The 26,301-nt window shown below is 46.0% G+C and carries 20 protein-coding genes; 12 read left to right on the plus strand and 8 right to left on the minus strand.

The window, feature by feature from the left end:
• Positions 1 to 15 precede the first annotated feature (15 nt).
• From ACHZCY_RS03175 to ACHZCY_RS03200, 6 genes are all read left to right on the plus strand, one after another.
• Positions 16 to 1,488, plus strand: coding sequence for a M6 family metalloprotease domain-containing protein (locus tag ACHZCY_RS03175; RefSeq protein ID WP_319547795.1), 1,473 nt, complete (start codon positions 16 to 18; stop codon positions 1,486 to 1,488).
• A 495-nt stretch (positions 1,489 to 1,983) separates the two neighbouring features.
• Positions 1,984 to 2,622 carry a hypothetical protein gene (locus ACHZCY_RS03180; RefSeq protein ID WP_319547796.1) on the plus strand — a complete coding sequence of 213 codons (639 nt, stop codon included), beginning with the start codon at positions 1,984 to 1,986 and terminating at the stop codon, positions 2,620 to 2,622.
• A gap of 5 nt (positions 2,623 to 2,627) precedes the next feature.
• Complete coding sequence (locus tag ACHZCY_RS03185; protein ID WP_319547797.1) at positions 2,628 to 4,607, plus strand: hypothetical protein; 1,980 nt, start codon at positions 2,628 to 2,630, stop codon at positions 4,605 to 4,607.
• A gap of 710 nt (positions 4,608 to 5,317) precedes the next feature.
• Positions 5,318 to 5,944, plus strand: a complete 627-nt coding sequence (locus ACHZCY_RS03190; protein WP_394713353.1) for a hypothetical protein — start codon at positions 5,318 to 5,320, stop codon at positions 5,942 to 5,944.
• 371 nt (positions 5,945 to 6,315) lie between these two features.
• Entirely contained in the window at positions 6,316 to 8,031 is a 1,716-nt protein-coding gene (locus ACHZCY_RS03195; RefSeq protein WP_319547799.1) for an IS1634 family transposase, read from the plus strand.
• A gap of 723 nt (positions 8,032 to 8,754) precedes the next feature.
• Positions 8,755 to 9,204 (plus strand): hypothetical protein, encoded by a 450-nt coding sequence (locus ACHZCY_RS03200; protein WP_319547800.1) that lies wholly within the window; start codon positions 8,755 to 8,757, stop codon positions 9,202 to 9,204.
• Positions 9,205 to 9,885: 681 nt separating this feature from the next.
• On the opposite strand, the gene ACHZCY_RS03205 is transcribed toward ACHZCY_RS03200, so the two are convergent.
• From ACHZCY_RS03205 to ACHZCY_RS03230, 6 genes are all read right to left on the minus strand, one after another.
• Positions 9,886 to 10,497, minus strand: coding sequence for an FmdE family protein (locus ACHZCY_RS03205; protein ID WP_319547801.1), 612 nt, complete (start codon positions 10,495 to 10,497; stop codon positions 9,886 to 9,888).
• A gap of 12 nt (positions 10,498 to 10,509) precedes the next feature.
• Positions 10,510 to 11,274 (minus strand): ABC transporter ATP-binding protein, encoded by a 765-nt coding sequence (locus ACHZCY_RS03210; RefSeq protein WP_319547802.1) that lies wholly within the window; start codon positions 11,272 to 11,274, stop codon positions 10,510 to 10,512.
• The gene (locus tag ACHZCY_RS03215) at positions 11,271 to 12,341 is read right to left on the minus strand and encodes a FecCD family ABC transporter permease (protein WP_319547803.1); all 1,071 of its coding nucleotides are present in this window, start codon (positions 12,339 to 12,341) and stop codon (positions 11,271 to 11,273) included. Before ACHZCY_RS03215 ends, ACHZCY_RS03210 begins: the two co-directional genes overlap by 4 nt.
• A gap of 2 nt (positions 12,342 to 12,343) precedes the next feature.
• A complete protein-coding gene (locus tag ACHZCY_RS03220; protein ID WP_319547804.1) occupies positions 12,344 to 13,444 on the minus strand; it encodes an iron ABC transporter substrate-binding protein in 1,101 nt (366 codons plus the stop codon).
• 927 nt (positions 13,445 to 14,371) lie between these two features.
• Positions 14,372 to 14,533 carry a hypothetical protein gene (locus ACHZCY_RS03225; protein WP_205224991.1) on the minus strand — a complete coding sequence of 54 codons (162 nt, stop codon included), beginning with the start codon at positions 14,531 to 14,533 and terminating at the stop codon, positions 14,372 to 14,374.
• A 118-nt stretch (positions 14,534 to 14,651) separates the two neighbouring features.
• Positions 14,652 to 14,792 carry a hypothetical protein gene (locus tag ACHZCY_RS03230; RefSeq protein WP_205224990.1) on the minus strand — a complete coding sequence of 47 codons (141 nt, stop codon included), beginning with the start codon at positions 14,790 to 14,792 and terminating at the stop codon, positions 14,652 to 14,654.
• A gap of 1,269 nt (positions 14,793 to 16,061) precedes the next feature.
• On the opposite strand from ACHZCY_RS03230, the gene ACHZCY_RS03235 reads away from it, so the two are divergent.
• The 6 genes from ACHZCY_RS03235 to ACHZCY_RS03260 all read left to right on the plus strand — a co-directional run bounded on the left by ACHZCY_RS03235 (position 16,062) and on the right by ACHZCY_RS03260 (position 24,101).
• Complete coding sequence (locus ACHZCY_RS03235; protein ID WP_319547805.1) at positions 16,062 to 17,660, plus strand: Na/Pi cotransporter family protein; 1,599 nt, start codon at positions 16,062 to 16,064, stop codon at positions 17,658 to 17,660.
• Positions 17,661 to 17,878: 218 nt separating this feature from the next.
• Positions 17,879 to 19,096: a glucose-1-phosphate adenylyltransferase gene (gene glgC, locus ACHZCY_RS03240; RefSeq protein WP_319547806.1), complete on the plus strand. Its 1,218-nt coding sequence runs from the start codon at positions 17,879 to 17,881 to the stop codon at positions 19,094 to 19,096.
• A 446-nt stretch (positions 19,097 to 19,542) separates the two neighbouring features.
• Positions 19,543 to 20,583, plus strand: coding sequence for an RNA 3'-terminal phosphate cyclase (gene rtcA, locus ACHZCY_RS03245; RefSeq protein WP_319547807.1), 1,041 nt, complete (start codon positions 19,543 to 19,545; stop codon positions 20,581 to 20,583).
• Between the two features lie 62 nt (positions 20,584 to 20,645).
• On the plus strand, positions 20,646 to 21,122 hold the full coding sequence (locus ACHZCY_RS03250; RefSeq protein ID WP_319547808.1) for a YbhB/YbcL family Raf kinase inhibitor-like protein: 477 nt from the start codon (positions 20,646 to 20,648) through the stop codon (positions 21,120 to 21,122).
• A gap of 415 nt (positions 21,123 to 21,537) precedes the next feature.
• Positions 21,538 to 22,782, plus strand: coding sequence for a glycine/sarcosine/betaine reductase component B subunit (locus tag ACHZCY_RS03255; protein ID WP_319547809.1), 1,245 nt, complete (start codon positions 21,538 to 21,540; stop codon positions 22,780 to 22,782).
• Between the two features lie 2 nt (positions 22,783 to 22,784).
• The gene (locus ACHZCY_RS03260; RefSeq protein ID WP_319547810.1) at positions 22,785 to 24,101 is read left to right on the plus strand and encodes a glycine/betaine/sarcosine/D-proline family reductase selenoprotein B; all 1,317 of its coding nucleotides are present in this window, start codon (positions 22,785 to 22,787) and stop codon (positions 24,099 to 24,101) included.
• Positions 24,102 to 24,156: 55 nt separating this feature from the next.
• Here ACHZCY_RS03260 and grdA read toward each other — a convergent pair whose 3' ends face one another.
• Positions 24,157 to 24,612 (minus strand): glycine/sarcosine/betaine reductase complex selenoprotein A, encoded by a 456-nt coding sequence (gene grdA / locus ACHZCY_RS03265; protein ID WP_319547811.1) that lies wholly within the window; start codon positions 24,610 to 24,612, stop codon positions 24,157 to 24,159.
• A 77-nt stretch (positions 24,613 to 24,689) separates the two neighbouring features.
• Positions 24,690 to 26,189, minus strand: a complete 1,500-nt coding sequence (gene grdC / locus ACHZCY_RS03270) for a glycine/sarcosine/betaine reductase complex component C subunit beta (RefSeq protein ID WP_319547812.1) — start codon at positions 26,187 to 26,189, stop codon at positions 24,690 to 24,692.
• Positions 26,190 to 26,301: the final 112 nt, after the last annotated feature.

A 26,301-nucleotide genomic window follows, 5' to 3' on the forward strand; every position in this document is an offset into this window, starting at 1 on the left:
TATGAGGAGAATGAGATGAGTTCAATTTTCAATGAAAAGCTAATTTTCCCTCAAGAAAACGGGAAAGATGTGGAGTTACTGGTAAATGGGGATGAATTTTATTCAAGATATGAAACGATTGACGGGTATACAGCAATATACGATAGCGATATCGGAGAGTTCTGTTTTGCAGAGAAAGTACATGGATGCTTGGTTTCATCTCGTATAACAATTGATCGAAAGCCACCTAAGAGAATAAAAAGACATTTAAGGGAGAACTCTGATATTCGACGCAAAAAGTTTGATAGTCGCTTTACTCTGATGCAACCGGAACTGTCTCCTGTTTTACCATTTGATACGCTAAGAACATTCGGTCCAAATAATGGGTTGCTTAATGGCCGTCGAGTTTCAATGGGAAAAGTAATTGGTCTTACCATTATAGTTGAATTTGCTGATGTTAAATCAGCAGTAACAAAAGCTGATGTTGAGTCGATGCTTAACGATGACAGCTATAGCAGTCACGGTAATCATTGTTCGGTTCGTGAATATTTCTCAAATATGTCAAATGGTGAATTAGACTATGCAAATGACGTTTTGGGTCCAATCACGCTCCCCAAGAATCGTCAATTCTATGTGAATAGACCCTTCTTTGCTGATGTTCTGAATGAAATAGTTGCTCAAGGAATAGAACTGTCCCGATATGACTCTCTTGGAGAAGGAGTAATCGACGCAATAAGCTTTATGTATGCTGGTCGAACTTTATATCAAGGATGGTTATGGCCTCACAACCACACGCTCGACTGGAGTAGCAACGGATACTCATCGAATTTCTATCAAATATCGAGTTTAGGACTCGATACTGATGGTCTTAGTATCGGAACATTCTGTCATGAAAGCGGGCACATGCTATGCCGGTTTCCGGATCTTTACGATTATGGGAAGCGTGATGGAGATTTCCAAAAAAGCGCCGGAATGGGGCGTTATTGCTTGATGAGCTCAGGCAACCATTTAGATAGCGGCAAGACACCATCTTCCATTTCTGCCTATTTAAGAGATCTCGCAGGGTGGCCTAAAAGAGTAAAAGTCAATTCACCAAAAAAATACGAAATCGAACATGGGGATTACTCGTCTGTATATATATATGAGACCGATGAGTTGAACGAATACTATTTGATTGAAAACCGGCATACAAAAGGGCTTGATAGCCATCTACCATCGTCAGGGATTGCTGTATATCATTGCGATACACTTGGCTCCAATGAACATCAGGGTGGAACTCCCACGGCACATTACCAATGTGGTTTACTGCAAGCGGATGGCCATCTAGATTTGGAGAGAAATCAGAATACAGGAGATAGTGGTGATTTTTTTGATGATGTGCAGGGAATTGCTCTTTCACACGACAGCGTACCTTCAACATTGCTTTGGGACGGCTCTGACTCAGGATTATCAATAAAGAACATATCAAAAAGCGAAGAGAAAATGACTTTTGAGGTTGTCGAAAATTAGACGGCTAATCTGGTAGCCGGGGGATTTTCTCCCCCAGCCCCCACACCACCAAGCATGCGGGTCCGCACTTGGCGTTTCCCAAAGAAAATCGGACCGTAGTCGTATAGAGTACAACCAACAGATCTTTGACAAGAAGGAGGCAACTGCAAGTTTGTACCTGAGAGCAAACATCCATCATAACGCGCCCGAGGCTACTTGGCCAACGATTGATAGAAGAGCAAAGTGAGATGGTATTAGAGAGCATCTTGAATGGCATCTCAAATGCCGTGTACAGCAAAGATAATCTTCGGTTGCCAAAGGCAGAAATCGAGTATGTGTTTCCACGGCTTGAGGGTTCATCAATTGATCATGCAAAGTACATACTGGCAATCACCTAACAAGCCGCACCAGCATCGCGCAATAAATTACGCTAGACGCTCAATGCGTTCGCGCCGCTGTGTACGGCGTTAGGTCTGAGAAAACAATGGGCCCAATTTAGTCTGAAGGATATTGCTTATGAATAACGAAAATAGGTCTCAAATGGGGAGAATAAAGTTAAAATGGGTTAGCATTGCCGCCCTGCTCACCGCCGCAATCCTTGTGTTTGATTTTATAACTAAAGCGGTTGGGGTAGTGGATACAATTAAAAATATATGCTGTGCTCCGAAACCAGTGGCGGCGGTAGTTTCAGTCAGGACAGTAGATAGTGATTGGGGAGGGCAATGCCTTGAATTTGGGTTTTCTAATCTCCCCAAAACATTCGCTTTAGGAAGAATAAAACTGGATATAGAATCCACTGCAGGGCCGACGCCTATAGGTGGTAATCAGGCTGCGGACATACTAACACGTGAGATCAATCAGGTATTGCCAGCGACGGTATTTACGTTACCTAAACCTATAGATTTCAATGTACGCGTCCAAGCCGAACAAGGAAGAGATACGCTTTATGTAGACTACTGCCCAACGTTAGATCGACCTGGACTCAAAGGTAATTTGGTGGTAGTGCCGGAATTCTTAAATCCGTCTGGAATGCCAATCGAAGGTCTTCAGATCGTAATGCCTGACTCAGAATCAAAGAGCGTAGAGATGACTGTAACCCGACCTCGAAACCTAGTACCTAGAATTGTACCTGGTCAAGCGAGGAGTTCTCTATGAGGCTTATGTTACGAGCGCTAATTATAACTTGGGCCTTATTTTTCGCTCAAAACACGCTGGCTGACTTAGATCCAAAAACATTAGCAGTATTAGCAGAATTGCAACCGGCGAACAATGATGCAGACTTGTTGAAGATTGCCGCAGGGTTTACCGCACTTCGCGAAGATCCTGTACTCATGCGTGATGCTGTTGCTATTTCCCGTAGTAAATTGCGGGACGAACCTGCTGGCCGAACCGCGATTATCCGGCTACTTCGTCTATCTCTCGTATTGAGAAGTAAGGGGAAAAAAGGAGAGGCTCCAGAATGGATGGATATGGAGGAGTCCATTGACACTCTGACGCGTAACGACCTGGCTGCTTTACGTCGAGCAACTGGCTTTCCACAATTAGGTGACTCGATTAACTATCTATTCGATCGAAAACTAAGCCTTAGACAGGTGCCTGAGTCAGGTGAATATACTGTAATTCGAATGATATCGGATACAGGAGAAACAGTCATACTGGAACGAAATACAGTACCTTTCATGGATTTAGGTCCTGAATGGACCCAACGGACGGTTTCGAGCGACACGGATTCTGTACAAACCCAAGACTCTGAGCGAGCGCAAACCAGGCGGTTTTGGGTCAAAAGCCTGCCAAATCTTGTATTGGCTGCCAAAGCATTTCGTATAGCAGAATTATCTAAGACTACTCTAGAAGGCTACGCAGCCTATGTGGCTAGTGAGGCAATTGCTGACGGTCTTTCAGGGCTGGGGTTCAAGGCAGGAGAAGGAGGGCAAATTGGATTTTCAGTTTGGGGAATTCGGCAATCGACCTTAAACATTCTTGAAGGATATCCTGGTGATTCGTTTCTCGTCGAAATGTCTAAGCAAATTCGCGTCAATTTACCAGCCACAGCATTTTCGGCACGCGCATTTTTAGAGGCCGCGGAGTTCTATAGATCTGCTTCGGGCACTTCCCCTGAACGTCAACTTTGGTCAGCGTGGGGAGAAGGGATATCAAATTATGCAGCGCATGAGTTTGAAAAAGCTAACGAAGCATTCAATCGTATGAGGGGACTGTTTCCACATGCGAAAAATGCGGCCTCATATGCTTATGTTTTTCGGTCTTTTTACGACAATTTACCGGAGAAAGATCGTAAAGCATTGGGCGAGTTGTCGTCTGTAGCGGAAGCTGCATATAAAAAGCTTTCATCAACAGAGCTTTCTTTAGAGCAGAGGGTTTCTTTAGACAAAGACTTTGCCAATATCATGGTGACTATTGGGCGGAGTTACATCGCTATTCCCCATATTATCGACAGGCTTAGCGCCCTAGATGAAAAAAGTGGCGTAGGATTGAAAGGCGTAGAAACACGTTACCTATGGGAACTTGGTGCGCTTACTAGAGATATTTATTATGATATTTCTTGGGTTATGTCACCTTCACTAGGATGGGTTGCGCGGCCTACTGAAAGTTATCCCATGCAATTGGATTTTCTCCACAATGTTAATAGTGATGGGCAGTTAGTCGCACCCGGAGAGGTAGTGATTCATGAGTCGGGCACTCCTTACGGAATGTTGAGTCCAGAGGAGGACCTTGCTACTTCAGTAGCTGTTTATGGTGTGATCGAACACTCTTCAACATCTGCAGGAATCCTTCAAGCCACCCCAGTGAAACAGAAAAATAGAGCCACATTGGGATTTGGAGGTTGGGCCATCAATGCGCGAGATCGAAAAAACCCAAAACCATCGATAGTGCCGTTACTGAAGCTAGTTTGGGTGGAATGGTTCGCACAACAATTCGAACCTCTCAAGACGGGGCTATCTGCTAAAGATTTTATTTACAGACCTAAAAATTACTCTGGATTGACTGATTTGCAACAGGTTGCCGCTCTCGGGCAACACCGCGCAACAACTTCTCAGCAGCGAGAACTCATAGATTTGTTCTTATCTGTTCGAAGGCTTCTTGAGCAGAGATACAATTACGCTTATAAAGAGGGTAAATAGGTCGATCTGCTAGCTTGCAAAATACTGACCTAACAATGCCATTCACGCCGGTGATGGCAGGCGTTACTATAGCCATCTCGAAGCTCTCTAGTTTCATAAATTTCTAAACCATTACCTTTTTCCTGTCCATCGCTGAGTTTGTTCCACAAGGCTAGCATCGGTCACCCACTTCACCCCAGCTTGAGAGCAACAGGAAACACCCATTCGTTTGCAGTCTTGTTTAACTATTAAGATTGGCGAGGGGTTTCTCTTATCGCTGGAAAGTTCAGATGGCGTCTCAAGTAAACTGAATCACTTCTGGTTCCTGGTTGATATGAGCCACCATGTTTGGTGCATATGCACCAAACTCTCTCTTTTTACACCTCTCTGCCAGACATACGACTTCCCTTGCAGTTAGATATGTATCTGAAATGATGAGCGATGTCATTTTCATTGTGCCTATGGAGCAATATCTGCAATTGAGAATAACACTTACAGTATATTGTAATTATCTTCACATGTTCATTAAAAAATGAATTGGATAAATAATTACTGATACACAACCATAAATCAAAAAGGAGGATCTCATGAGAAAAATTGGAAAAATGTTATCCAGAACGAAGTATCACAATACGATTAGGTTAGGATACATATTCGTAGCAGCCGTGTTCTCGGTGCTCTTGGTAACCTCGATATCAAATGCTTTCGATGATAAAGGTATCGAGAAGGTGATGGGAAATACCTACGGAGAGTTGGCAGCAAAATGGACGCAGTGGGCATATGACACAGAATTTGCTCAATTCGGCGACGGCGAGGTTGACTGCTCTGCGGGACAGAAAGGGGCAGTGTGGTTTCTAGCGGGAAACTTTTCTGGTGAGCCAGTCTCGAGGACGTGCCTTGCCAGTATTCCAAAGGGAAAGCGCCTGTTCTTCCCACTCGTTAACTTTATCTTCTACAATCCTGACGGCAGTTGTCCCGAAGCCGATGGTAATTGCACAGTCGCAGAAAAGCGCGAGAATGCGAACGGTTTCTTCAGTGATCAGATCCCGGGAAACCTAGGGGGCGGTTTGGAGACTTATGCGTGCCAGCTCAGCGCTACAGTGGACGGGGTACATGTTCAAACCATTGGCTATCCTATCGTACGGACACAAACTCCGGAGTATCCATTAGTACAGGAAAATGATCTACAGACTATCGACGACGGCTACTATGTCGCATTACCGCCATTGGGGACTGGCGAGCATACCATAAGTTTTACGGGTGGCATCTGCGGCTTTGACCAAAGCCCAGAAAATGTAGCTAGCAGCGGCCCTTCGATTTTTAGTGTCGATGTAACGTATGTTCTCACTGTAAAGTAAAAAAGAAAGGGAAAAGATAGTGCATAGTGGGCGAAACCATCATTTGGGCATGCAAAAAAAAGGTGGTTTATCCGGCAAACGAGTACCTGGTACGGTGAAAAGAGTTAAAGATAGACATGACATGATGATGGTTGTTTGATGACCAAACAAGCAACCAGATCAAAAATGCATGTCATGTCTACATTCAATCCTTAGCGGGTCCACGTATTCATAAGGCGACATTTACTATCCTGAAAATCGTCTAAAGCGAACATCCTAATCGTAAGACCCTACTTTATAAGCACGGTTTTATTGAATTACCGTGCTTTTTTTCTTGTCTTTAAACGTGTGCGTATTATAATTATACGACCATCTTAAAGGGGGGATTATGTATGGCTAAGCCAATAACAGGAAAAACTCACGTCGGTGAACGGCGCGAAAAACGTCCGAATGGTGACATTTACGTTTATGAGCGGGTTACTGCCTATAACGAAAAGACCAAGAAGACCTATACGGTCAGTCAAAAGCTCAAAGGAAAAATCAAGGCGGGCACACAAGAAATTGTGCCTACTCGTCCGAAAAAGCTCAAAGGTGAAGGAAAGGTTGTCAATGCAACACGTCAGCATACCGGCCTTACAGACATCCTGGACTGGGTTGGGAGGACTTCCGGTATTGATAATGAGGTACGTACTTCATTCAGTGAAGGTGATGCGGAGAAGATGCTTTCTATCGCACGCTACTGGATTGGTTCCGGCGGCAACACACTGCCTCGCCTTGAAAGTTGGCAGGTAATGCACCCCCTTCCATACCAGGAAGCGATTACTGAAGACGTATATGGTAAGCTGTTCAAGGATGTTGGTCGCAATGAAGATGGTGTTCAGCAATATTTTTCAGCCAGGGCCACCCGCCTGGGAGAGTCTCCTGTACTGGCGTTTGACTCAACCACCATCTCAACCTACTCCGAAAACCAGTCGGAGGCACGGCGAGGATTCAATAAGGACGGCGACGGACTCAACACGATCAAGCTTCTGACCTTATATTCCGTTAAAGGCCGCGAACCAATGGCCTTCTCCAAACAACCCGGGAATATTCCAGATGTCATATCCATCGAAAATACCCTGACACAACTCAAGTGCCTCAATCTGGAAAAGCCTCTGATCGTCACTGATAAATGCTACTACAGTCAGAATAACATGATGGAGTTCGCCTTGCGTAACGTGAAATTCCTAACCCTGGTAGATCCAAATATTTCCTGGGTTCGTGAAACGGTCGATGAACTTCGTGCAAAAATTGCCGGCATGTCCAGCACCTGTCCGTTTGATCCGACCATCTGCGGAGCAACGTCACGAAGGATGCACCAATTCAGCCGTGTACGCAGGCGGTCACGTAACGGCAAAGTCGCCGGTGAAAAGGAAACGATCTCAAAGCGCCTGTATGTGCATGTTTTTTATTCTCCCGACAACGAAGCCAAGAAAGAACTTGCCTTCAGAAAGGATCTGTTTGAGTTGAAGGCGCAAGTAGAAGAGGGACAAACCGAGTTCACTGATTCAGCGCAAAAGAAAATCGACAAGTACCTGACCTATTCCAGGAAAGGAAGGGGAGGACGACTGAAGGTAGGTTTCAATGACGAAGCCATTGTCGAAGCAAAGAAGTACTTCGGTTATTTTGCCCTCGTCAGCAATCAGGCTATGGATACATTTACCGCACTGGAGAACTACCGAATGCGAGAGAAAATCGAAGAACTCTTTGCTGTGCAAAAGGGAAGGCTGGATGGTGCGCGTCCACGCACATGGTACCCGGACAATCTGCGCGGAAGGCAATTCGCACAATTCATCTCATTGGGCTATCATTGTTTCCTGACGAAAAAAATAAAAGAAGTGCGAGCCAGACTCAGCAAAAAAGACCCAGAAAAAACCAAAGCACTTATCAAGCTTGAAAAGAAACTGGAGAACTGGCTTGCGCAGCGCTCTCTCGCCCAGATCCTGGACTGGTTCGACTGCATTGAAACCACCAGGGTTCAGACGGCTATGGCAGACTATCGATGGTCAACAGAATCAGTGGCTAGAGACAAACTGTTCTTGGAGTACCTGGGGATAGGTGCCAAGTAGTGTACGCTTTAAACGACTTTCAGGTTACTATAGATGCTGGTGCGATCTACCGGATCTCGTTGAAGTTACCAGCAGCGATCATGGAACTATAGCTTCTTATGCCCCGTGGAGTATTGGTATTGTCATAGCTCTTCTGAAAATTATAGCAGTCCACCGTCTTGTCGAGGCAAAAAAAATCATCACCTATACACGTGTCTTGATGATTCAATTTAATACTCCACAAACAAACGGTTGCACACGGACCCTGCAAACGAATCGGGTCTGGTAATCCGTGTGTTAACACTGCCAAATCCAAGGTATCAATTTCTCATCATTCCCGCTGGTTAACACTATTCCTGTATCTCTTCCGGAAAGGAGAAGATAGAAAATGATTGCCGACCAGAGATTCAAAATCGGCGATGTACAGGAATAGTATTAACCATAGAGAAAAGTCAGAAATTGATATCTTGGGCTTGGCAATGTTAAGCTCAAAGCTCAGGTGCTGAAATTATCTGATAAGGATTTTCCCGCATTTGATGACCATCAAGAGCTGATGATGAAGCCGGATGATGCATTCGTTACCGTCCAGTACCAAGATATGTGGTTCTGGGACGAGAACACTGACCATGAATCGAAACGGTCGTTAGTATAGACTCTTGCATTGATCACATTGCTGGACCCTGACAGTAAGACTGGCGGTAGTGTTGTTATTCCGATGAATTTAGCGAGTATAAGGAGTGTTAAATGAAACTGATTCTTTTTCTTGTGATCTCAGCAGTGATCTTTTTTGTCTCCTCGGTTAATGCTACACCTCGGAGCGGACTGAGGCCGCAAGGAATCTGTACCAGTGACATCAATTCTTGGGGGCATGCGAGTCAATGTTCTTGTAGTGACGGTGAGGTCTACGATGAGCGCTCCGGGTTGTGCCTGAAAAGAGATGGTGCTGAGAAGGTTATGGCACAAGGTACTGTATCATCTGGCGTGATGGCAATCGGTGGAGAAACTACCGGGTTTACGATTAAGACCTCTGACGGCACCTCTTATGAGCTGATATTGAAAACCGCCGACCAGGAGAAGCTCTCCAAACTCAGCGGAATGTGGTTTGAGATTGAAGGTGAGCTGATAACCATTGAAGGTGTCGAGATCAAAGATCGAAAGGTTATTATTGCCGACCGAGTGGCGGTATTAGAGTGATGGAAGAATAGTTGTAATCCAAAACAAGTGTGTCACGATTGCCAGTATAAATCAGATGAATTTCAAGTTTATACTTCTACGATGGGCCTACAGGGATACGCATTATCGCAATGGTAGAAGCTAGTACTGGCTAGGTTAATTATTTCAGAAATAATGAATGCCACTCAGGACTATTCCTGTCCATGACCCAAGCTGATAGATAGGTTATCAGCTCTATTTCTTACCAGAAACATTGGTCCACTTGCCCGGTTAATAGGTGGGTGCACCATCATGTTTCTGACGCAAAAGTAAGCGGTGAGGCCCTCTGGCAGGCAATACTACCACATCATCCGATTGAAAAGAAAAGTGGTCGAAGATACCCCCTCTGACAACTGTTTTCGGACATAAAGATCGGCGTCTCTGGAGCAGTTTAATGTTCTGCAAAAAGTGCTGATAAGGTTAAGTCATACCTCAAATGACCTACCTGCTGCCGTTTTCGGCACCATAGTCTTGTTCAGATTGCCTTCACCAGAGGGTAATTTCGGAAATGTACAAGAATTATGTTAAATGATAGATAAGGCAAGTATACAGACCTTCTACCTGGCAATGATAATTTGAACATCCTTATAATACCCCCATGGTTGATATTAAAAAGAAAATCATTTAGTAAGCTGCCCCTAATTCCCTCCCACGAATAGTTACCTACATTTTTTGTTCAACTTTCCGGTAGCACGGTATGCATAGAGTCTTACCGCTAAATCGACGGGTTCGGGACTCCATGGTATGTTCACCGCAGTCCTCGCAACCCAGGGAGTGTAATATGCGAGGTGGTCGAGGGGGCTTGCTTTTCAGTTCTTTAACTGAAAATAGATCTTCCAGCGGCAGAGTCATAAGCCTGTTTTCCATCATGGAGCGAAGTTCGGTCAGTTTAAGGAGCTCTTCTTCAGATAAAGTTCCTGAACCTTTTTTTGCCATCATTTCAGTTGTTTCACTCTGAGAATCTCCACGACTATCAGGTTTCAAAAGCAAGCGAATGCCTTTATTTTTTTCCCGGTCATAAAAAGAAAAAGCAGTCTTACCGTAATCGCAGTGAATCAGATTGCCCTTACCGAAGGTGCAACCGGTAAGGTACTGGATTGCATCCACGCCGCACATGTCCGTTTCGGTAACACAGACAAGAGCTGCCGGGGAAGTGTCTGGAAAACTTTTTTTGACATATTCCGCCACCCGAATACCGATGGCAAGTCCTGGGCAGTTATGACCATGAAATGCTATTGTCTCTTTGATTGTTTGTTTTGAATAACTACAGGTCATTTACAGCTCCTTTTAATTGGGAAACTCTTCCGGGACTATCACCGGATTATCATCTATATGATGAATTGATACAGGAAGCCCATAGACCTCTTCGATGATATCCGCTGATATTGTAGTGCAATTGCATACCGCATGAATAATACCACCCTTGAGGAAGCAGTAGCGGTCTGCATATCGAAGAGCGCTGTTCAGATCGTGCATTGTCATAACAGCTCCGATTCGATGACTATCTACTATCTTTCTAATTACCGATAATATGTTGATCTGGTTTCGCAAGTCGAGTGAGCTGGTTGGTTCATCTAGCAGTAGCAACTGTGGCTCTTGGACAAGTGCACGTGCAATAGCAACCTTTTGCAGCTCACCGCCGCTCAATTCATCGATATAGCGTAAAGAGAGCTGGGCAAGGTCAAGCTGCTGAAGCGCTGCATCAACAACTTTCAAATCCCGCTCTGCCACACTCCACTTGATATGCGGTTTTCTCCCCATCAAGACTGCATCAAAAACTATCAACCGACTCGTTTCGCTGCGTTGAGCTACATAACCTATACCGAGCGCAATCTCATCAGGACTCATTTTAAGAACATCGCGGTCCTCAACCAGAATGCTTCCTTCTGATGGCCGATGTATTTTGTTAATACACTTTAAGAGAGTTGTTTTGCCCACTCCGTTTGGCCCAAGTATTGCCAAAAGTTCTCCAGGCTCAACCTTGAGGTCTATATTACTTATGATACGGTGGCCATTATAACCAAATGCAAGTTGATTGATATCCAGAATCATCGACGTCCTCCTCGTATAATCAACCAGAAAAATGCCGGTGCGCCGAGGAAGGCTGTCAATACAGACACTGGCAAAACATGGGGTGCTAGCACCAATCTGGCAACTGTATCTGAAAAGAGGAGCAACACCGCTCCTACCAGCATACACGCAGGCAGCAGAAACCTGTGATCTGAACCGATAACCCGACGAACCATATGCGGCACAACCAGTCCAACAAATCCAATGATGCCGAGAAATGCGATTACTACCGCTGTCAGCATCGATGCGAGCAGCATCCCTGTAAGCCGGACATGGCCTACACGAACACCGAGCCCCTTGGCAGTTTCGTCACCAGCGTCTATGGCGTTGTAATTCCAACTGTTACTGAAAAAGTAGACCACACAGAAAAGAGTGACTGTTGCAATAAATGCCAGTTCGGTCCAGGTTGCCCTGGCAGTATCTCCAAAGGTCCAGAATACCATGGCCGCGAGCTGCATATCATCGGCAAAGAACTGCAAAAACATGGTCCCCGCAGTAAAAAATGCACCGAGAGCTACACCGGTAAGTACCATTACTTCCGGAGTGGCACCACGTGTACGTGTCACCCCAATGATTAACAAAGAAGCGCTGATGCTGAATACAAAAGCCGATGCAGTGGTGACATATGGGTTAATGATGGATACAGCACCCACATTACTGGATGTCATAATACCACCTCCCAGCACCATGACCGATAAAGCTGCACCAAAGGCGGCAGCATGTGATATTCCCAGGGTAAATGGCGAGCCAAGCGGATTGCGTAAAATCGATTGCATAACAGCGCCGGCAACAGCGAGACCGCCACCGGCTATCATAGCGGCTAGTGCCTGGGGTAGTCTGATATTCCAGACAATTATCTCAACCTGTTTGGTAGTAACCATCCCCAAGAGACTCTTGGTTACCGAAGATACAGATATATTGGCGGCTCCAAGAGAGATGGCAACAACCAACACTGCAGCCAGACCGCATGCCATAACCAGAACAAACAGAGCTTTTCTGCCTATGTATTGCTTGTATTCTGCCGGTACCTGGCCGTGATCAAAATGCATGACTATTTTAAAGGTACCTTTTTAAACACCAGATTATTAAACAATCCGTTCATGGTGGAAAAAACCGGTTTGCCTACCAGAAACTGATAGATCTCGTCAGCTTTCTTGTCAGGATCAACATCGGAGAACCGTTCAGGATAAAGCAATTTACCAATGTAATAGGCATTTGCTAAAATTGACCCGTAGTTTTTCGTATATAAATTATAGGGAAGCAAACCAAATACCCGGTTTTCTTTTACTGAGCTGAGAGATAGATATGCCGGGTCAGTTTTCAATTCATACAGTCCACCAGCCTTATCTCCTAACAGCAAGGTTGAGAGGTCGAGAAAAAGGTATTCTGGGTCCCAGGCGACAATTTTTTCTTTGGCAATATTGGAGTTACTCAATTCCTTTTTCGACATTGCCTTATCATAGGCAAGGTTACGGGCATGGACGAATTTGAAAGGAGGGTATGCGGGTTCAGTCGATTGAAACCCGTGCGGCCCTTTAAAGGCCACACCTCCAAGATACACGGTAGGCCGTTGGTCAACCGGAACATTTACGGTACGTTTGTCTAGATCAGTAGTTGTCTCTTCAAAAAAAGAAATCACCTGTTCTGAACGATTCTCCTTACCCAGAACCGTGCCCATAATACGTAATGATTTATACAATTCGGGACGGAGATGAGTAAAATTACCGTAGTTGAGCACAACAACCGGAATACCGGTTTTTTGCTGAAGTTCCACAGGATCATAGCCCATCTGTGAAGAATAAGTTTTAAAAATTACCTGCGGCTGAGGTGCTAAGGTTAAAATCCGTTCCGGATTATCGTATCCTCGAAATTCTCCGAAAACTGGCATTTTTTTAAACTGAGGGTTGGCAAGAGCATACGGCCTTGCATCAAGTTTCCTTTTCCTGGTTTCAATACTGTCAACCCCTACAATCTTGTCCTGGGCCTGAAGATAGGTTAGCAAACGAAGACAACCAGATCCTGAACAGATAACATGATCCACAGAATCTGGCAGTTGAACCGTTTTGCCGCTGGAATCCTCTATAGCTTTTGCGGATATCTCGCTGCAGAGCAGAAAAAAGATACAAGCAACAAGGAATATTCGTGTAAACATGTACCCCTCTCAACAGATCAAGTGTGAAGAATTGTAAATTCGTGTTACGGAGGTAAAGCTTTATCAAAACGAGCCTCACGAGTCAAGCCAAATAACACATTATTTAATTTCGTAACACTTCTTAAGCAAAATCCATAGTAATTCAAGTTAAATAAATGATAAATTTCTATTAATTTTTTTATATATACAGCATGTTATAGCAGCAATAAAAGTTTAGAGGAGTGTGAAAAAATTACGATTTCTGGATAAAAGCCACTATACAAATAATGTCATTATGCAACGCATTGACGTTGCCAATCATTATAATTCGTCATATTTTCAATCTAGCGGTTTGAAATATCTATTGTGGTGTTAAGGGCGCATACTACAATGCAAAGATATAAATTCGAATTGGCAGCATTAACCATTTACACAAATCACGAAGTTAACCCTAATTCCTGTTCACCCTAATCCCCGCTAATTGCGAATGAGACGGTTTATCAAAATCCTCTTCGCAACACTTGAATCCGGGCAGATGCGCCGATTAACCGGCGCTGCACCCAAGAGCCCGTTTCCAACTTCCGCCTCGACAAACTTAGCGTACGCAGTTCCAGCATTAGGCTTGAGCTAAGAGGCTTTGTGGCCCACGCCTCACGCTGTATGAGTTGAATCACATGTCTATTATTCTAGGTGTGATACACATTGTAATTTTGAACGTAAATATCACCGATTTCTACGGTTAATTGATTGACAAAATCAATTAGTCCCCTTTATTTCAAAAATTTATCATGCCATGTACCGAATTGCGTTAGTTTAAGCATCGATAACGATGTTCGGTAACACCTATCTGCCTGTTATTTGTTTAATCTATCATGGCAAAACATCTTAACCTAGCAGCATCCCGGTACGTCCCCTATTATTCTCTCCCTCAGGTAGCCGATAACCATATCAACTTCCAGAGAGTCCCGAAATCATTCCGCAGACATATCCAATCAAAAAGCCTATAGCAAGCCAGTTGATTTTCTGACGCCTGAGCCAGTCATGGAAAGCGTATCGCGCCCCGTCTTCTTTGAACATGTGATCGTAATCGGTTTTTTTCTCTCCAAGCATATCATTCTCCTGTATTGTTCATGGGTATGAACTGGTCGGGTCCATAAGCCAATTGCCTCATTGATCATTGAAACATGTCAGGCTGCCAGCTTATTCTATAAGTTCACCGCCGCAAATCTCACAATGACTTTCGCTCACTTGCTGTTTTGTTCCAAATGCCTACATCATGCTTCATCAGCTTCATGGTGGTGTAGTCCATTTGGAAATCAATATCAAGATATGGGATCTCATTATCTTCGTCAATGTATGCATGATACATGAGTTATTACGTTGGTTTTTGCTTAGAAATGGGATGTGCCCCTTGTAACCGTACGTAACATAGGCAAAACTCATATGGAGAAAAATGAAAAGGGGGCAAATCTTTGTTTAACTCATTATGCAATTTTCAATACTCTCTGTTTCATGGCTAGCCCTCTTCGAATCGAATATCCCAACGCAAGGTATCACGCATGCAATCGTCGAAGACGGGGCGAAGATATCTTTCTAGACATTGGTGATCACAAGGCTTTGATTGCTCCTACTGACAGTAGGAAACATCGGAGTTGTTTAACCTCCTAATTTTTACATTTTGCCTTATTCAAAATTATCATCATATTCTGGTGCAGATACTTGCCGGCCGTTTTTCACAAGCGATACGACGTCTAAACGGCCTTTATACTCAGCGTTACAACCGAATTTGTAACACATAGCAGGACAGCTTTTTCGTGATCGCCACAAAATTTCTCTTGTTCAAGGAAACGATCATTTGTTGGAATTTCTGCGTTATCTTGCGAGAAAAAGAAGGGCTTGCGATTGGCGGATTTTGACCAGGAATTTCAGCTTTTGAAATACAGATCGTATGAGCATCATTGTCACAAAAACAGAAAAACAGTTTTTAAAAACCAACAACTCACAAAGCGGAATAAAAAAATCAGCCTGAAGACTGACCCGAGTCAAGCAAAGACCAGCCTCCCCACTTTCTCCGGTGGTCGGGCTATCGCTGCAAGGCAAGAGGAAGTAATATCCGGATTATGGATTCCGACACATCATACCTGTCTTTGGAAAAGGATAAAACGGGATAATACGCCAGCGTATATGCAGTCTATTTGTGACACAATTTCTGAGGCAGATATCAAGTTAATCAGAGATACACTCCAAAGAGAACCGTTGACCGGTAGGGAACTATTTCGCCAAGAAGTATCTCAGAGACGGGGTATCCGTATCTCAAATAAGGGGCCTGGGCAACCTAGAAAAGCCAATAAACAATTCTGCCTCCCTTTTCGAACGTGAAAATTATGAAAAATAGATATCACAGAATTTATATTTCTATATAGTATGCCCACGCCCTTCGCAAAAAAATTTCATGAAAATATGAGGATTTAAGGCACGTAAAGTTTTTAATAGTAAGTATACTACTCCAAAGAGACAATGCGAAAATAATGGAGTGTTGTGATCACTACTTTGTCATATAATTGTATTATCTTGGGAGCGCTACCAGCTTCCCGGCGTTTTTTCCACTGGATATACAAGACATTAAGGGGCTGTTGACATGCAATTTCTCTTCGTTCTTTTACAATTAGGTGGTGGGTTGGCCATCTTCATGTTCAGCATCGGTATGCTGAGTAACACCCTGAAAAAAACCGCCAGTGCCCGTCTCAAATCCATTCTGCAGAAAGCAACAGGCAACCCTATAAAAGGAGCACTTACCGGCGCTCTGGTAACTTTTGTGGTGCAGAGTTCCAGTGTGACGGTCCTCTTGCTGCTTGGTCTTGTCAATGCAGGGATCATGAACCTCCGACAATCCATATATGTTATTCTTGGCTCGGAAATTGGTACAACTATCACTGCCCAGATAGTTGCGTTTAATGTGAAAATGTTTTTTTACCCGTTGATTATAACGGGATTTGCCATGAAGTCCGGCTGCTCAAAGGAAAAACTTATCAACGTCGGTGAAATATTCTTGTATCTTGGCATGATCTTCCTCTCCATGAAGATTATGACTGACGGTTCCTCGACGCTGAAAGATTACCCCTTGGTTATTCAGCTGCTGGCTGATTTTGGCGTTTATCCATTACTTGGTATAGTGGCTGGCGCTTTACTCACAGCCATCACCAACAGCAGTTCAACAACCACAAGTCTGGTTATTGCCATGGGGATTGAGGGTGTCATTCCACTTAATTCAGGCATTGCGTTGGTCATAGGCGCAAATATTGGCACCTGTGTGCTGGAGTTGATCGCAATCATAGGAACGAACACAGCTGCCAAGCGGACGGGAGTGGCCCAGTTTATTATAAACGTTTTTGGTGCCCTCATTTTTTTCCCATTTATTGAGCAGTTTGCAACATTGATATCCTATACAGCGACGGATACCGCTCGCCTCATTGCCAACGCCCATTCAATATTCAATATTTCGGTCAGCCTCATCCTGCTGCCTTTTGTCGGGGTTTTGGTATCTGTTTTGAATGTGCTAATACCTGGTAGAGAGGAGATTTCAGTATCGGGCCAGGGCCGTATTGAAGACAAGTTTCTTGCTGTTCCAGCACTAGCTTTGTACGAGGCTGAGCAGGAGGTTGTTCGAATGGCGTTCTTGGTTTCAGAATCGCTCAAAAACGCAAAAATGGCATTTTTTGAAAATGATGAGCATGCCATCAAACGTGTCGATCAAAGCGAACAGAATGTGGACATCCTTTATAGTAACATTTCCACTTACCTTAATAAAATCAGTACGATTACGCTAAGTGAAAAAGACCGGACAACCAAGAGAGCGCTGTTGCACATAATACACGATCTGGAAAGGATATCGGATCTGGCTGAAAATATTGCTGGGTACAGTGTTCATGATAAATTTTATTTTTCGGATATCGCTAAAAAAGATCTGGCACATTTCTTTGATAATGCTGTGCAAGTGTACAAAGCTGCAGCCAATTCATTGAAAAAAAAGGGAGAAATTTTTGCGGGTGACATCCGTGCCATGGAGCATGAGGCAAGAGAGCTTAAATCAGCTTACAGAAACAAGTATATACTTACTTTGAGAGATCAGGAAGCCGGCCTCACTGTTGATGCAATGTACCCTGCTGTGCTGAAGGATGTAGGGAGAATAAGCGTACATTCTAATACCTTTGCAGAACATGTTCTGAAGATAAGATGAGTGACATTGGAAGGAAAGGTAATAGAGGGGTAAAGAACCTGATAACAATTGACTGAAAACATGTTGATCAAAATTTCTCTTTTTTTCAGCTCTGATTTTAGACATTTGTGATAAGATGCGCGGTATATCGCTATCAACAGCAGCTTTATTTTTTTTACCAAAACCAAAATGGTAAATATACATTATTGAGTCTATTTTTTCCATACAATCAGATTGTTATGCAAAGTAAAACACTGACTTTTATACTGGCAGGAGGCGTGGGGTCCCGATTATTTCCTCTAACTTCGAAAAGATCAAAACCATCTGTCCCTTTTGGTGGTAAATATCGGATTATTGATTTCGCGCTGGCAAACTGCCTTCACTCGGGACTACGTAGAATCCTGGTCCTCACCCAGTACAAATCTCATTCCCTAAATAAACATCTGCGTGACGGCTGGTCTATTTACAACCCCGAACTAGGAGAATATGTAACTGCAGTCCCTGCCCAGATGAATCGTGGCGACCACTGGTATCAGGGCACAGCTGATGCAATTTGCCAGAACCTTAATCTGCTTGAGCGCAGTGATGCACAATATACGCTAATTCTCTCCGGCGATCATATTTACCGAATGGACTATGAAGCGTTACTGAAATCCCATAAAGAGCGAGGTGCGGATGTAACACTCGCCTGCATGGAGGTTAGTATTGAAAAAGCGACCGCCTTCGGAGTTATTGTGGCCAATAAAGATCTGCAGGTTGTAGAATTTGAAGAAAAACCAAAAACCCCTGCCCCGCTTCATAATGACCCGCAAAAATGTTTGGCCTCCATGGGTGTATATGTATTTTCCACCGAGTTGCTGAAAAATGCACTGACAGCAGATCAACAAGACAAAGATTCGAAGCATGATTTTGGCCGAGATATTATACCAAAACTGCTCAAGGAATATTCTGTTCAAGCCTACAAATTCGGCAAGAAAAAGGGCCGAGTAACTCCCGACCGTTACTGGAGGGACGTTGGTACAATTGATGCCTATTACCAGGCAAACATGGATTTGCTCAAACCAATTCCTCCAATGAACCTGTATCAGCAGGATTGGCCCATTCGTACATATCAACCTCAGTCTCCACCAGCCAGAACAATTCCTGGAAGTTCAGGGACGAAAGATGTCTTTGTTAATTCAATGTTGGCTAATGGTGTGGTCATCTCCGGAGGTACTGTCCTGCACTCCATCCTGTTTCACGACATCTATATCGATGATAAAGCAAGCATCGCCAAATCAATACTTTTTGATGGTGTCCATGTGGGAGCTGGTGCAAAATTACGAAACTGCATCGTTGATAAAAATGTTCAAATCCCTGCCATGGAGCAAATTGGTTACAATCTGGAACAGGACCAGCAGCGATTTACCGTCTCAGAAAACGGAATCGTTGTCGTGCCTGAAGGATACACCTTTTAATAGGTGTAGTTAAATGGGTCAAGGCTACCTATCAGCAGCTTCAACATCAAAACGAAATACCTCAATCAAAGCCTTTGGCTCCTACAATATCCGCAAATAAATTTGCAGTATGCCAATGCTATGCTGTTGAGCCAGGGGAAAGAGAACAATCAAAGCGAGGTCAAGAGAATGAGCCTCGCAACGCGGCTGTATATCTTGCCAGAAAAAAAAAGCGGTTTGCGATTGACGGATATCTGCCAAGAATTTCAACTTTTTAAATACAGCTCGGTGAGTAGTATTGTGACGAGAAAAGAAAAACAGCTTTTGAAAAACAAACAACTCAAAAAGCGGATTAAAGAAATCAACCTGAAGATTGACAAGAGTCAAGCAAAGATCTGCCCCCCATCCTCGTCCAAGCAGCGTGTTTTATGATGGCGCTTAGACGATACTCATACATGGAGGACTGAGTGAACAGGTCAGCAGCCCCACTGCTGCACATTGACGGCTCACAGGGTGAGGGAGGAGGTCAAGTCTTGCGCACTGCGCTTGCTTTGTCGTTGTGTCTTGGCCGACCTTTTCGGATGGTTAATATTCGCGCAGGTCGAAAGAAGCCAGGGCTCCGGCCACAGCATCTTACCGCTGTAAGGGCTACGGCAGAAATAGGCCTGGCAAAGGTTGAGGGCGATCAACCGGCATCCCAGGAACTGTGCTTTCAACCAGGAAAACTAACACCGGGAAAGTATCAGTTTACCATGTTGACCGCAGGCAGCACTATTCTGGTTCTCCAGACTATTCTCCCAGTGCTGCTGACCGCTCAGGGTCCCTCGCGCCTGGTTCTGGAGGGGGGAACTCATAATCCCATGGCACCGCCCTTTGATTTTTTGGTGCATGCTTTTTTACCACTGCTTACACGAATGGGAGCCAAGGTAAAGACTCAACTTCTCCAGTATGGTTTCTATCCCGCCGGCGGGGGACGCATCCGGGTGGACATCGATCCGGTCGGCACACTCAAACCGTTGGATCTTACGGGCCGTGGGCGTCTGCGGGGTATAGAGGCTCGGGCGATCGTTTCCCGCTTACCCGAACATATCGCTCTGCGCGAATTGGATGTTATCGCCCGTGAACTCGATCTGGGCAAAGATTGTCTTTCGATGCAGGTTGAAACAGGTGCAAACAGTCCGGGTAATGTTGTTTGGGTTGCGGTGCACAGTGAACATGTTACCGAGGTGTTTACCGGTTTTGGTCGACGCGGCGTACCGGCGGAAGCGGTTGCCGATGAAGTTGTGCAGGAGACACGTCGTTACCTCCAAGCCGGCAATGTAGCTGCAGCCGAATACCTAGCCGACCAGCTGCTGCTTCCACTTGCCCTGGCTGGTAAAGGTTCTTTCACTACCGTGGAGCCCAGCCGGCATACACTAACTAATATAGAGGTCATACGACAATTTACAGGCTGCAGGTTTAGATGCCTGCCCATTGGCGAAGATGCCTGCCGCATTGGCATTGGATAAATCGGACTCTAGGAAACGGACAGTCCGGTGCAATTCATAATAGCTCAAGAGGAGGGAAAACCATGTCTTTGGCAATATGTTCCAACAGTTTCAGGCATAACCATACGATTCCTGCGTCTCATACCTGTGACGGCAACGATCTTTCCCCTCATCTGGCCTGGTCGGGTCTGCCGCGGGAGACCAAAAGCCTTGTCCTTATCGTTGACGATCCGGATGCACCTGATCCTGCCGCACCGAAAATGACCTGGGTCCACTGGCTTCTCTATAACATACCGGCCACAACCAGCAGCCTGCAGGAAGGGATCCAGGAACAAAATTTACCGCAAGGCATCCTACATGGGCTGAATGACTGGAAACGGACTGGCTATGGTGGCCCTTGTCCACCGATCGGCTGCCATCGCTATTTTTTCAAGCTGTATGCCCTCGATACTTTGCTGCCTGACCTAGGCACCCCCGATAAACCTGCGCTCGAACAGGCCATGCAGGATCATATTCTCGCCAAAGCCGAACTGGTTGGGACATACCAACGTTCTCGTTAGGGAGCAGGTACAAAGCTGTGCCGTTTACAGCAACGAATCTTGGCAATATAACTAATCAGGCAACAGGGGCTCCCTACCAGAAAAATATCTGATTACGTACAAAACTCAGCCAATTATCTACCATACAGACAGGGGACTGATTTTATTTCTCTTTTAAACCCGGGAGACTGATCGAAGACTCCGATCTGCCTCCCGAGTCCCCAAAAAAACGGCTGAGTTTCATGGGTAATCAGAAAAAAATATTGCTAACTCTTTGTATTAAAAAACACCTGCATCCACTCGAAAATGTGATAGAATAGTATCATATAGCACCAATTGGAGTTGCGAGCTCAACAGGGACCATTTTGCCTGCGATCTGGTTCACCCTCTGAACTCTATGCTCCTGCAAATTAACCGTTGCCGGGGAGATGCGACCATGACTCTTAAACTGGCATATTTCGAAATCAATGATATCGTTTTCGGCCAGGAAACCATCATAGACGGTTCAACACTGGTTATTAACCGGGAGTCTCTGAAAAACACCCTGAAAACAGCGGATAAACGGATAAGCGCCATTGGAGTCCACACGGCCATGCCCGGAGATTCGACTCGGATACTCTGCGTGAAAGACGTCATTGAACCACGATGCAAGATTAACGGTACCGAACTAGGGGTAGGCAATACCCATATCCTGAAAAATGTTGCGGTGGTGACCTGCGGGAAAATCGTTGGCTTCCAGGAGGGTATTATCGACATGAGCGGGCCTGGAGCTGCACATACTCCCTTCTCAGCAACACTCAATGTCGTTCTGGATATTCAGGTTGTACCTGGTTTATCCCCGCACGAGCATGAGGAGGTTGTTCGCCTAACCGGGCTGACGGCTGCGACTCTTCTCGCACAAACATCCACAAACAAGAATCCGACCCTGGTAGAGACCTATCCGCCAATTGACCCAGCTGCCGTTCCTTCCAGTCTGCCGCGCATTGCTTATGTGTACATGCTGCTCAGCCAGGGACTGCTGCACGACACCTATGTGTTAGAAGAAAATGCCAAGCAGGGGCTCCCCCGCATCCTTGAACATACCCTCTTGCTAGATGGAGCAATTATCTCTGGAAACTGTGTCAGTGCCTGTGACAAAAACACCACCTACCACCACCAAAACAACCCGGTGCTGCGGGAACTGTTGCGGGAGCATCACAAGCGTCTTTCTTTGGTCGGCGTGGTGTTAACCAATGAGCCGATAAGCCTGGATGCCAAAAAGAAATCAGCGCAACAATCCGTTGAACTGGTACAGACACTCAAGGCGGATGGCGCTATTATGAGCAAAGAGGGGTTTGGCAACCCGGATACCGACCAGATGTTACTCATCCGAGGATTGGAGGAAGCCGGCATTCCTACCGTTGCCCTGACCGATGAATTTGCCGGTGCCAACGGATGTTCGCAGTCGCTTGCAGATTCGACCCCCCAGGCAATTGCCATGGTTTCGGTTGGCAATGCCAATGAACGGATCCTCCTTCCTCCGCTGGAACAATTGTTGGGTCCCATCAGCGACCTGACTAAGCTCGCTGGTGCCTACCCGCATAGCCTGCATGATGACGGCAGCCTGGAAGTTGAGCTCCAGGCAATTATCGGCGCAACCAACGAACTCGGCTGGCAAACCTTACGATGTAGGGAGGTCTGAGTATGTCCATCCAATATCGAATCATTCACTGTCTCAATCAATTTTTCGGCGGCATAGGCGGAGAAGAACAGGCCAGTACCCCCCCTTCCCTCTTTTCAGGAGCAAGAGGTCCGGGGATGTTACTCCAGAAGGAATTCCCGCAAATTGAAATTGCAGCCACCCTTGTCTTTGGCGACAACTATGTCGCAGAAAACCCTGAAGCGGCGATCAGGGAAATCCTCGGTTTGCTTACCCCGTACTGCACGGAAAATCGACCAGATCTGCTGGTCGCTGGACCGGCATTTAATGCAGGAAGATACGGTATCGCCTGTGGCGCAATATGTCAGGCGGTGCAGGAAGAGCTGGACCTGCCTGCGGTAACCGGTATGTACCCCAACAATCCCGCTGTTGAGCTCTATCGACTACACACCTTCATAGCCCGCACCAGCGATAATGTTATGGGGATGGCCGATGCGATAGGCAACATGATTCCGTTGGGGCTTAAGCTGGTACGTGAGGAAGAGGTCTGGCCGGAGAAGGACGGTTATCTCCTGCAGGGAAAAAGGAAAAATATATTTGTCCGCGAAACAGGAGCCAAGCGAGCGGTTACCATGCTGCTGGCCCGCATGAACGGAGAACCCTTTACCACCGAATACCCGATGCCGGTCTTTGATCGGGCCGAACCGGCCCCGCCGATTAAGGATATGGGGCAAGCCAGACTGGCCCTGGTCACCTCTGGAGGAATTGTGCCCAAAGGCAACCCGGATCGGATTGAAGCGGCCAATGCTCAGCGTTTCGGTACCTATTCCCTCAAAGGGCTGCAGGCATTGAGCGCCCAAACCCACCAGACAGCCCATGGAGGCTACGACCCCACCTATGCCAACCAAGACCCAAACCGGGTGCTGCCGTTGGATGCGGTTCGAGAGTTAGAGGCCGAAGGGGCGATTGGTTCTCTGCATGAGCATTACTATGCCACCGTCGGCAATGCCACTTCAGTGGAAAATGCCCGGAAGTACGGGCAGCAAATTGCCAAAATCCTGGTGGCCGACGGAGTGCAGGCAGTAATCCTCACCTCCACATGAGGAACCTGTACTCGTTGCGGTGCAACGATGGTCAAAGAAATTGAACGATCAGGCATCCCTGTGGTGCATGCCTGCTCCATAGTCCCCATCTCTCTCACGGTAGGCGGCAACCGGATTGTGCCGACCATTGCCATCCCTCATCCCTTTGGTAGACCCGATAAAAGCATTGCAGAAGAAAAGGCACTGAGGCGGCAACTGGTGGAAAAAGCGTTACACGCCCTGCAAACGCCGATTGAGAAGCAAACAGTTTTCGAATGAGACGACAATTGGATGGGTGAAAGTGCCCGACTCCGACGACGCTGCCGACGCCGACCTATTCCCCGCGCGATTGTTTCAGTATGCCGTGGATCTCCGCCCAGAGTGCGTCCTCGATTTCCAGCTCATGCATCGCCATCTGCTCCTCCCACACCTCGGGGGGAATATACTGTTTAAGCTCCAGGATATGATAACTTTTCAAGCCAAGCGCTACACCACCAAGGGCACCGGCGTAGCTTGGATCTCCGTCGCGAAAGGTCCGAGCCATGATTTCCAGGGTGGTTGGCTGATTTAAGCCAAACACCACCAGCAAATCAGCTGTTCCATGCTCTTCGGCGACTTTTTTCACCTCTTCCTGTTCTGCAAGACCTGCAGCACCTGCTGAGGTTCAGACAAAACAGGCAGTGTTTTCATAGACCACTTCAGCTCCTGCCGTTTTAAGGCAGTTCGTAATCGTTGTGGCTGTAATATCGTCCCGTTCACCAAACACTATTATTTTTTTCCCTTGTAACATGACAGCCTCCCATCAATTGATTGAAGTAACCGGCAACGTAAAGAGTTGTCCGTCGCTGGTTTCCTGTTGTGGGTTAACTACTTTCTCTCTCTGTTTTTGTTTCTTCCTGCGAGCTGCGGGTTACGCTCCAGGATAAAGGACACACCGTCAAAAAGGTTGGTGCAGCGGTTAAGAAAAATGCTTGCCTTGGCAAGGAACATTACCCGCTTCACCGAACCGGTACGCATTGCCTCCATGGCATGGCCTATATATGGAACTGCCGACGGAATATGCCCTTGAGTAGGCGCAAAACCCGGCATGCCGATGGCGGCAATCCAAGTCTCCATATCTTTCTTTTCCAACGCATGGGAAAGGACCGCCATGGCTGCGATCTTGCGGTAGTTTTTTTTCACTACATCACCTGATCCGGAAAATTCTGTTATTTCCGGATTCTGTAGTTCAGTTGCGTACCTATCGATATCAGTAAAGCGTAAGCCAAGGTTACGCAGCGGTTCCACCAGATACGACCTATAAACTGATTCCTCAGAGGTACTGGCGCCTATGGGTACCTTGCCCACGGCACCAGGCTCTATCCGAAGCACAGGACTGACACCATCATCCATGGTGACCAGGAAGGCCATGGACGCAAGACAATCTTCCAGAATAAACCTTTTCTGAGCAATGAATGGTTCAAATTTCATTCCCAATTTGGCTAGCGAGCCTCCGCCAACCACTACGATGCGTTCATGTACTCCAGCCTGCACCAGGCTACCGGCAAGGATTAGAGCAGAAGCAGGAGCAGCGCAAAAATTTTTCACATCCACCCCGGAGGCGTTTACACAGCCGCACATTTCGCCAATGGCCTTGGCCATGCCGCCGCCGCCTCGCTGATAACGATCCCCACACGCCTCTTCTCCACAACTGATCAGGAAATCGACATCCTCCGGGCCGATACCTTCCCGCGATAACAACCATTTCAGGGCCAAGGCACCGCTTGCCTTGGTGCACAAATTCTCCAAAAGATCATGTGCAACCAGGTTTTCATCATCCATTCCCTCGGCACGCTCATCCCTGTGGAAAAAACCATACAACTCTGCCTGATTATAGATCGGCAGAGCTTTGAGTGATGTATCGTCCTGCCGGTATTTTTCTGTCTGACTAATGACTCCAGATGCCTGAAAACCAAATAAAGGGTGACTGTGCAGTCTGGATTTTAAGGTGGCGGTGTGATGACCGTCGGTCTGGAAAAGCGGTGGAGTGAGAATGTCGGCGGCCTTGAGCAGGGCGAGAAAGAACTCCTGGTCTACTATCTCGCCGAATTTACCGACTTGTTTTTCTTTTTCCGGCTCGGCGCTGCCGGTAGACCGGTACCAGGGGCGCGGTATTTTGGCCAACTCCTCTGGAGTGGAGTTCCCTAGAAAAGTCTGGTTTGGAGGGTAGCTGACCGCTTCGGAATAGGAGCGAAGAAAGTCTGTGATATGTTGCTCAACAGCCGAATTCCTGGCGATTTCCCTCCGTGGTTTTGAGCCATAGCGCACCAGGTCCGGAACATGGGCCAGACAATAGGAGCAATTGCGGATAACAGGATATGATACCATAGGCTTTTCCTCCCTTTCTCCTTCATTATCTCTGTATATTCTGGACATTGTCAATGAAAATATGGTTGTCAGACTAAACCGTGTAGAGGTGGAATTTGCTTTGCAAAAAACT

The sequence above is a fragment of the Desulfogranum marinum genome (assembly GCF_963675105.2).
Lineage (GTDB): Bacteria > Desulfobacterota > Desulfobulbia > Desulfobulbales > Desulfobulbaceae > Desulfogranum > Desulfogranum marinum.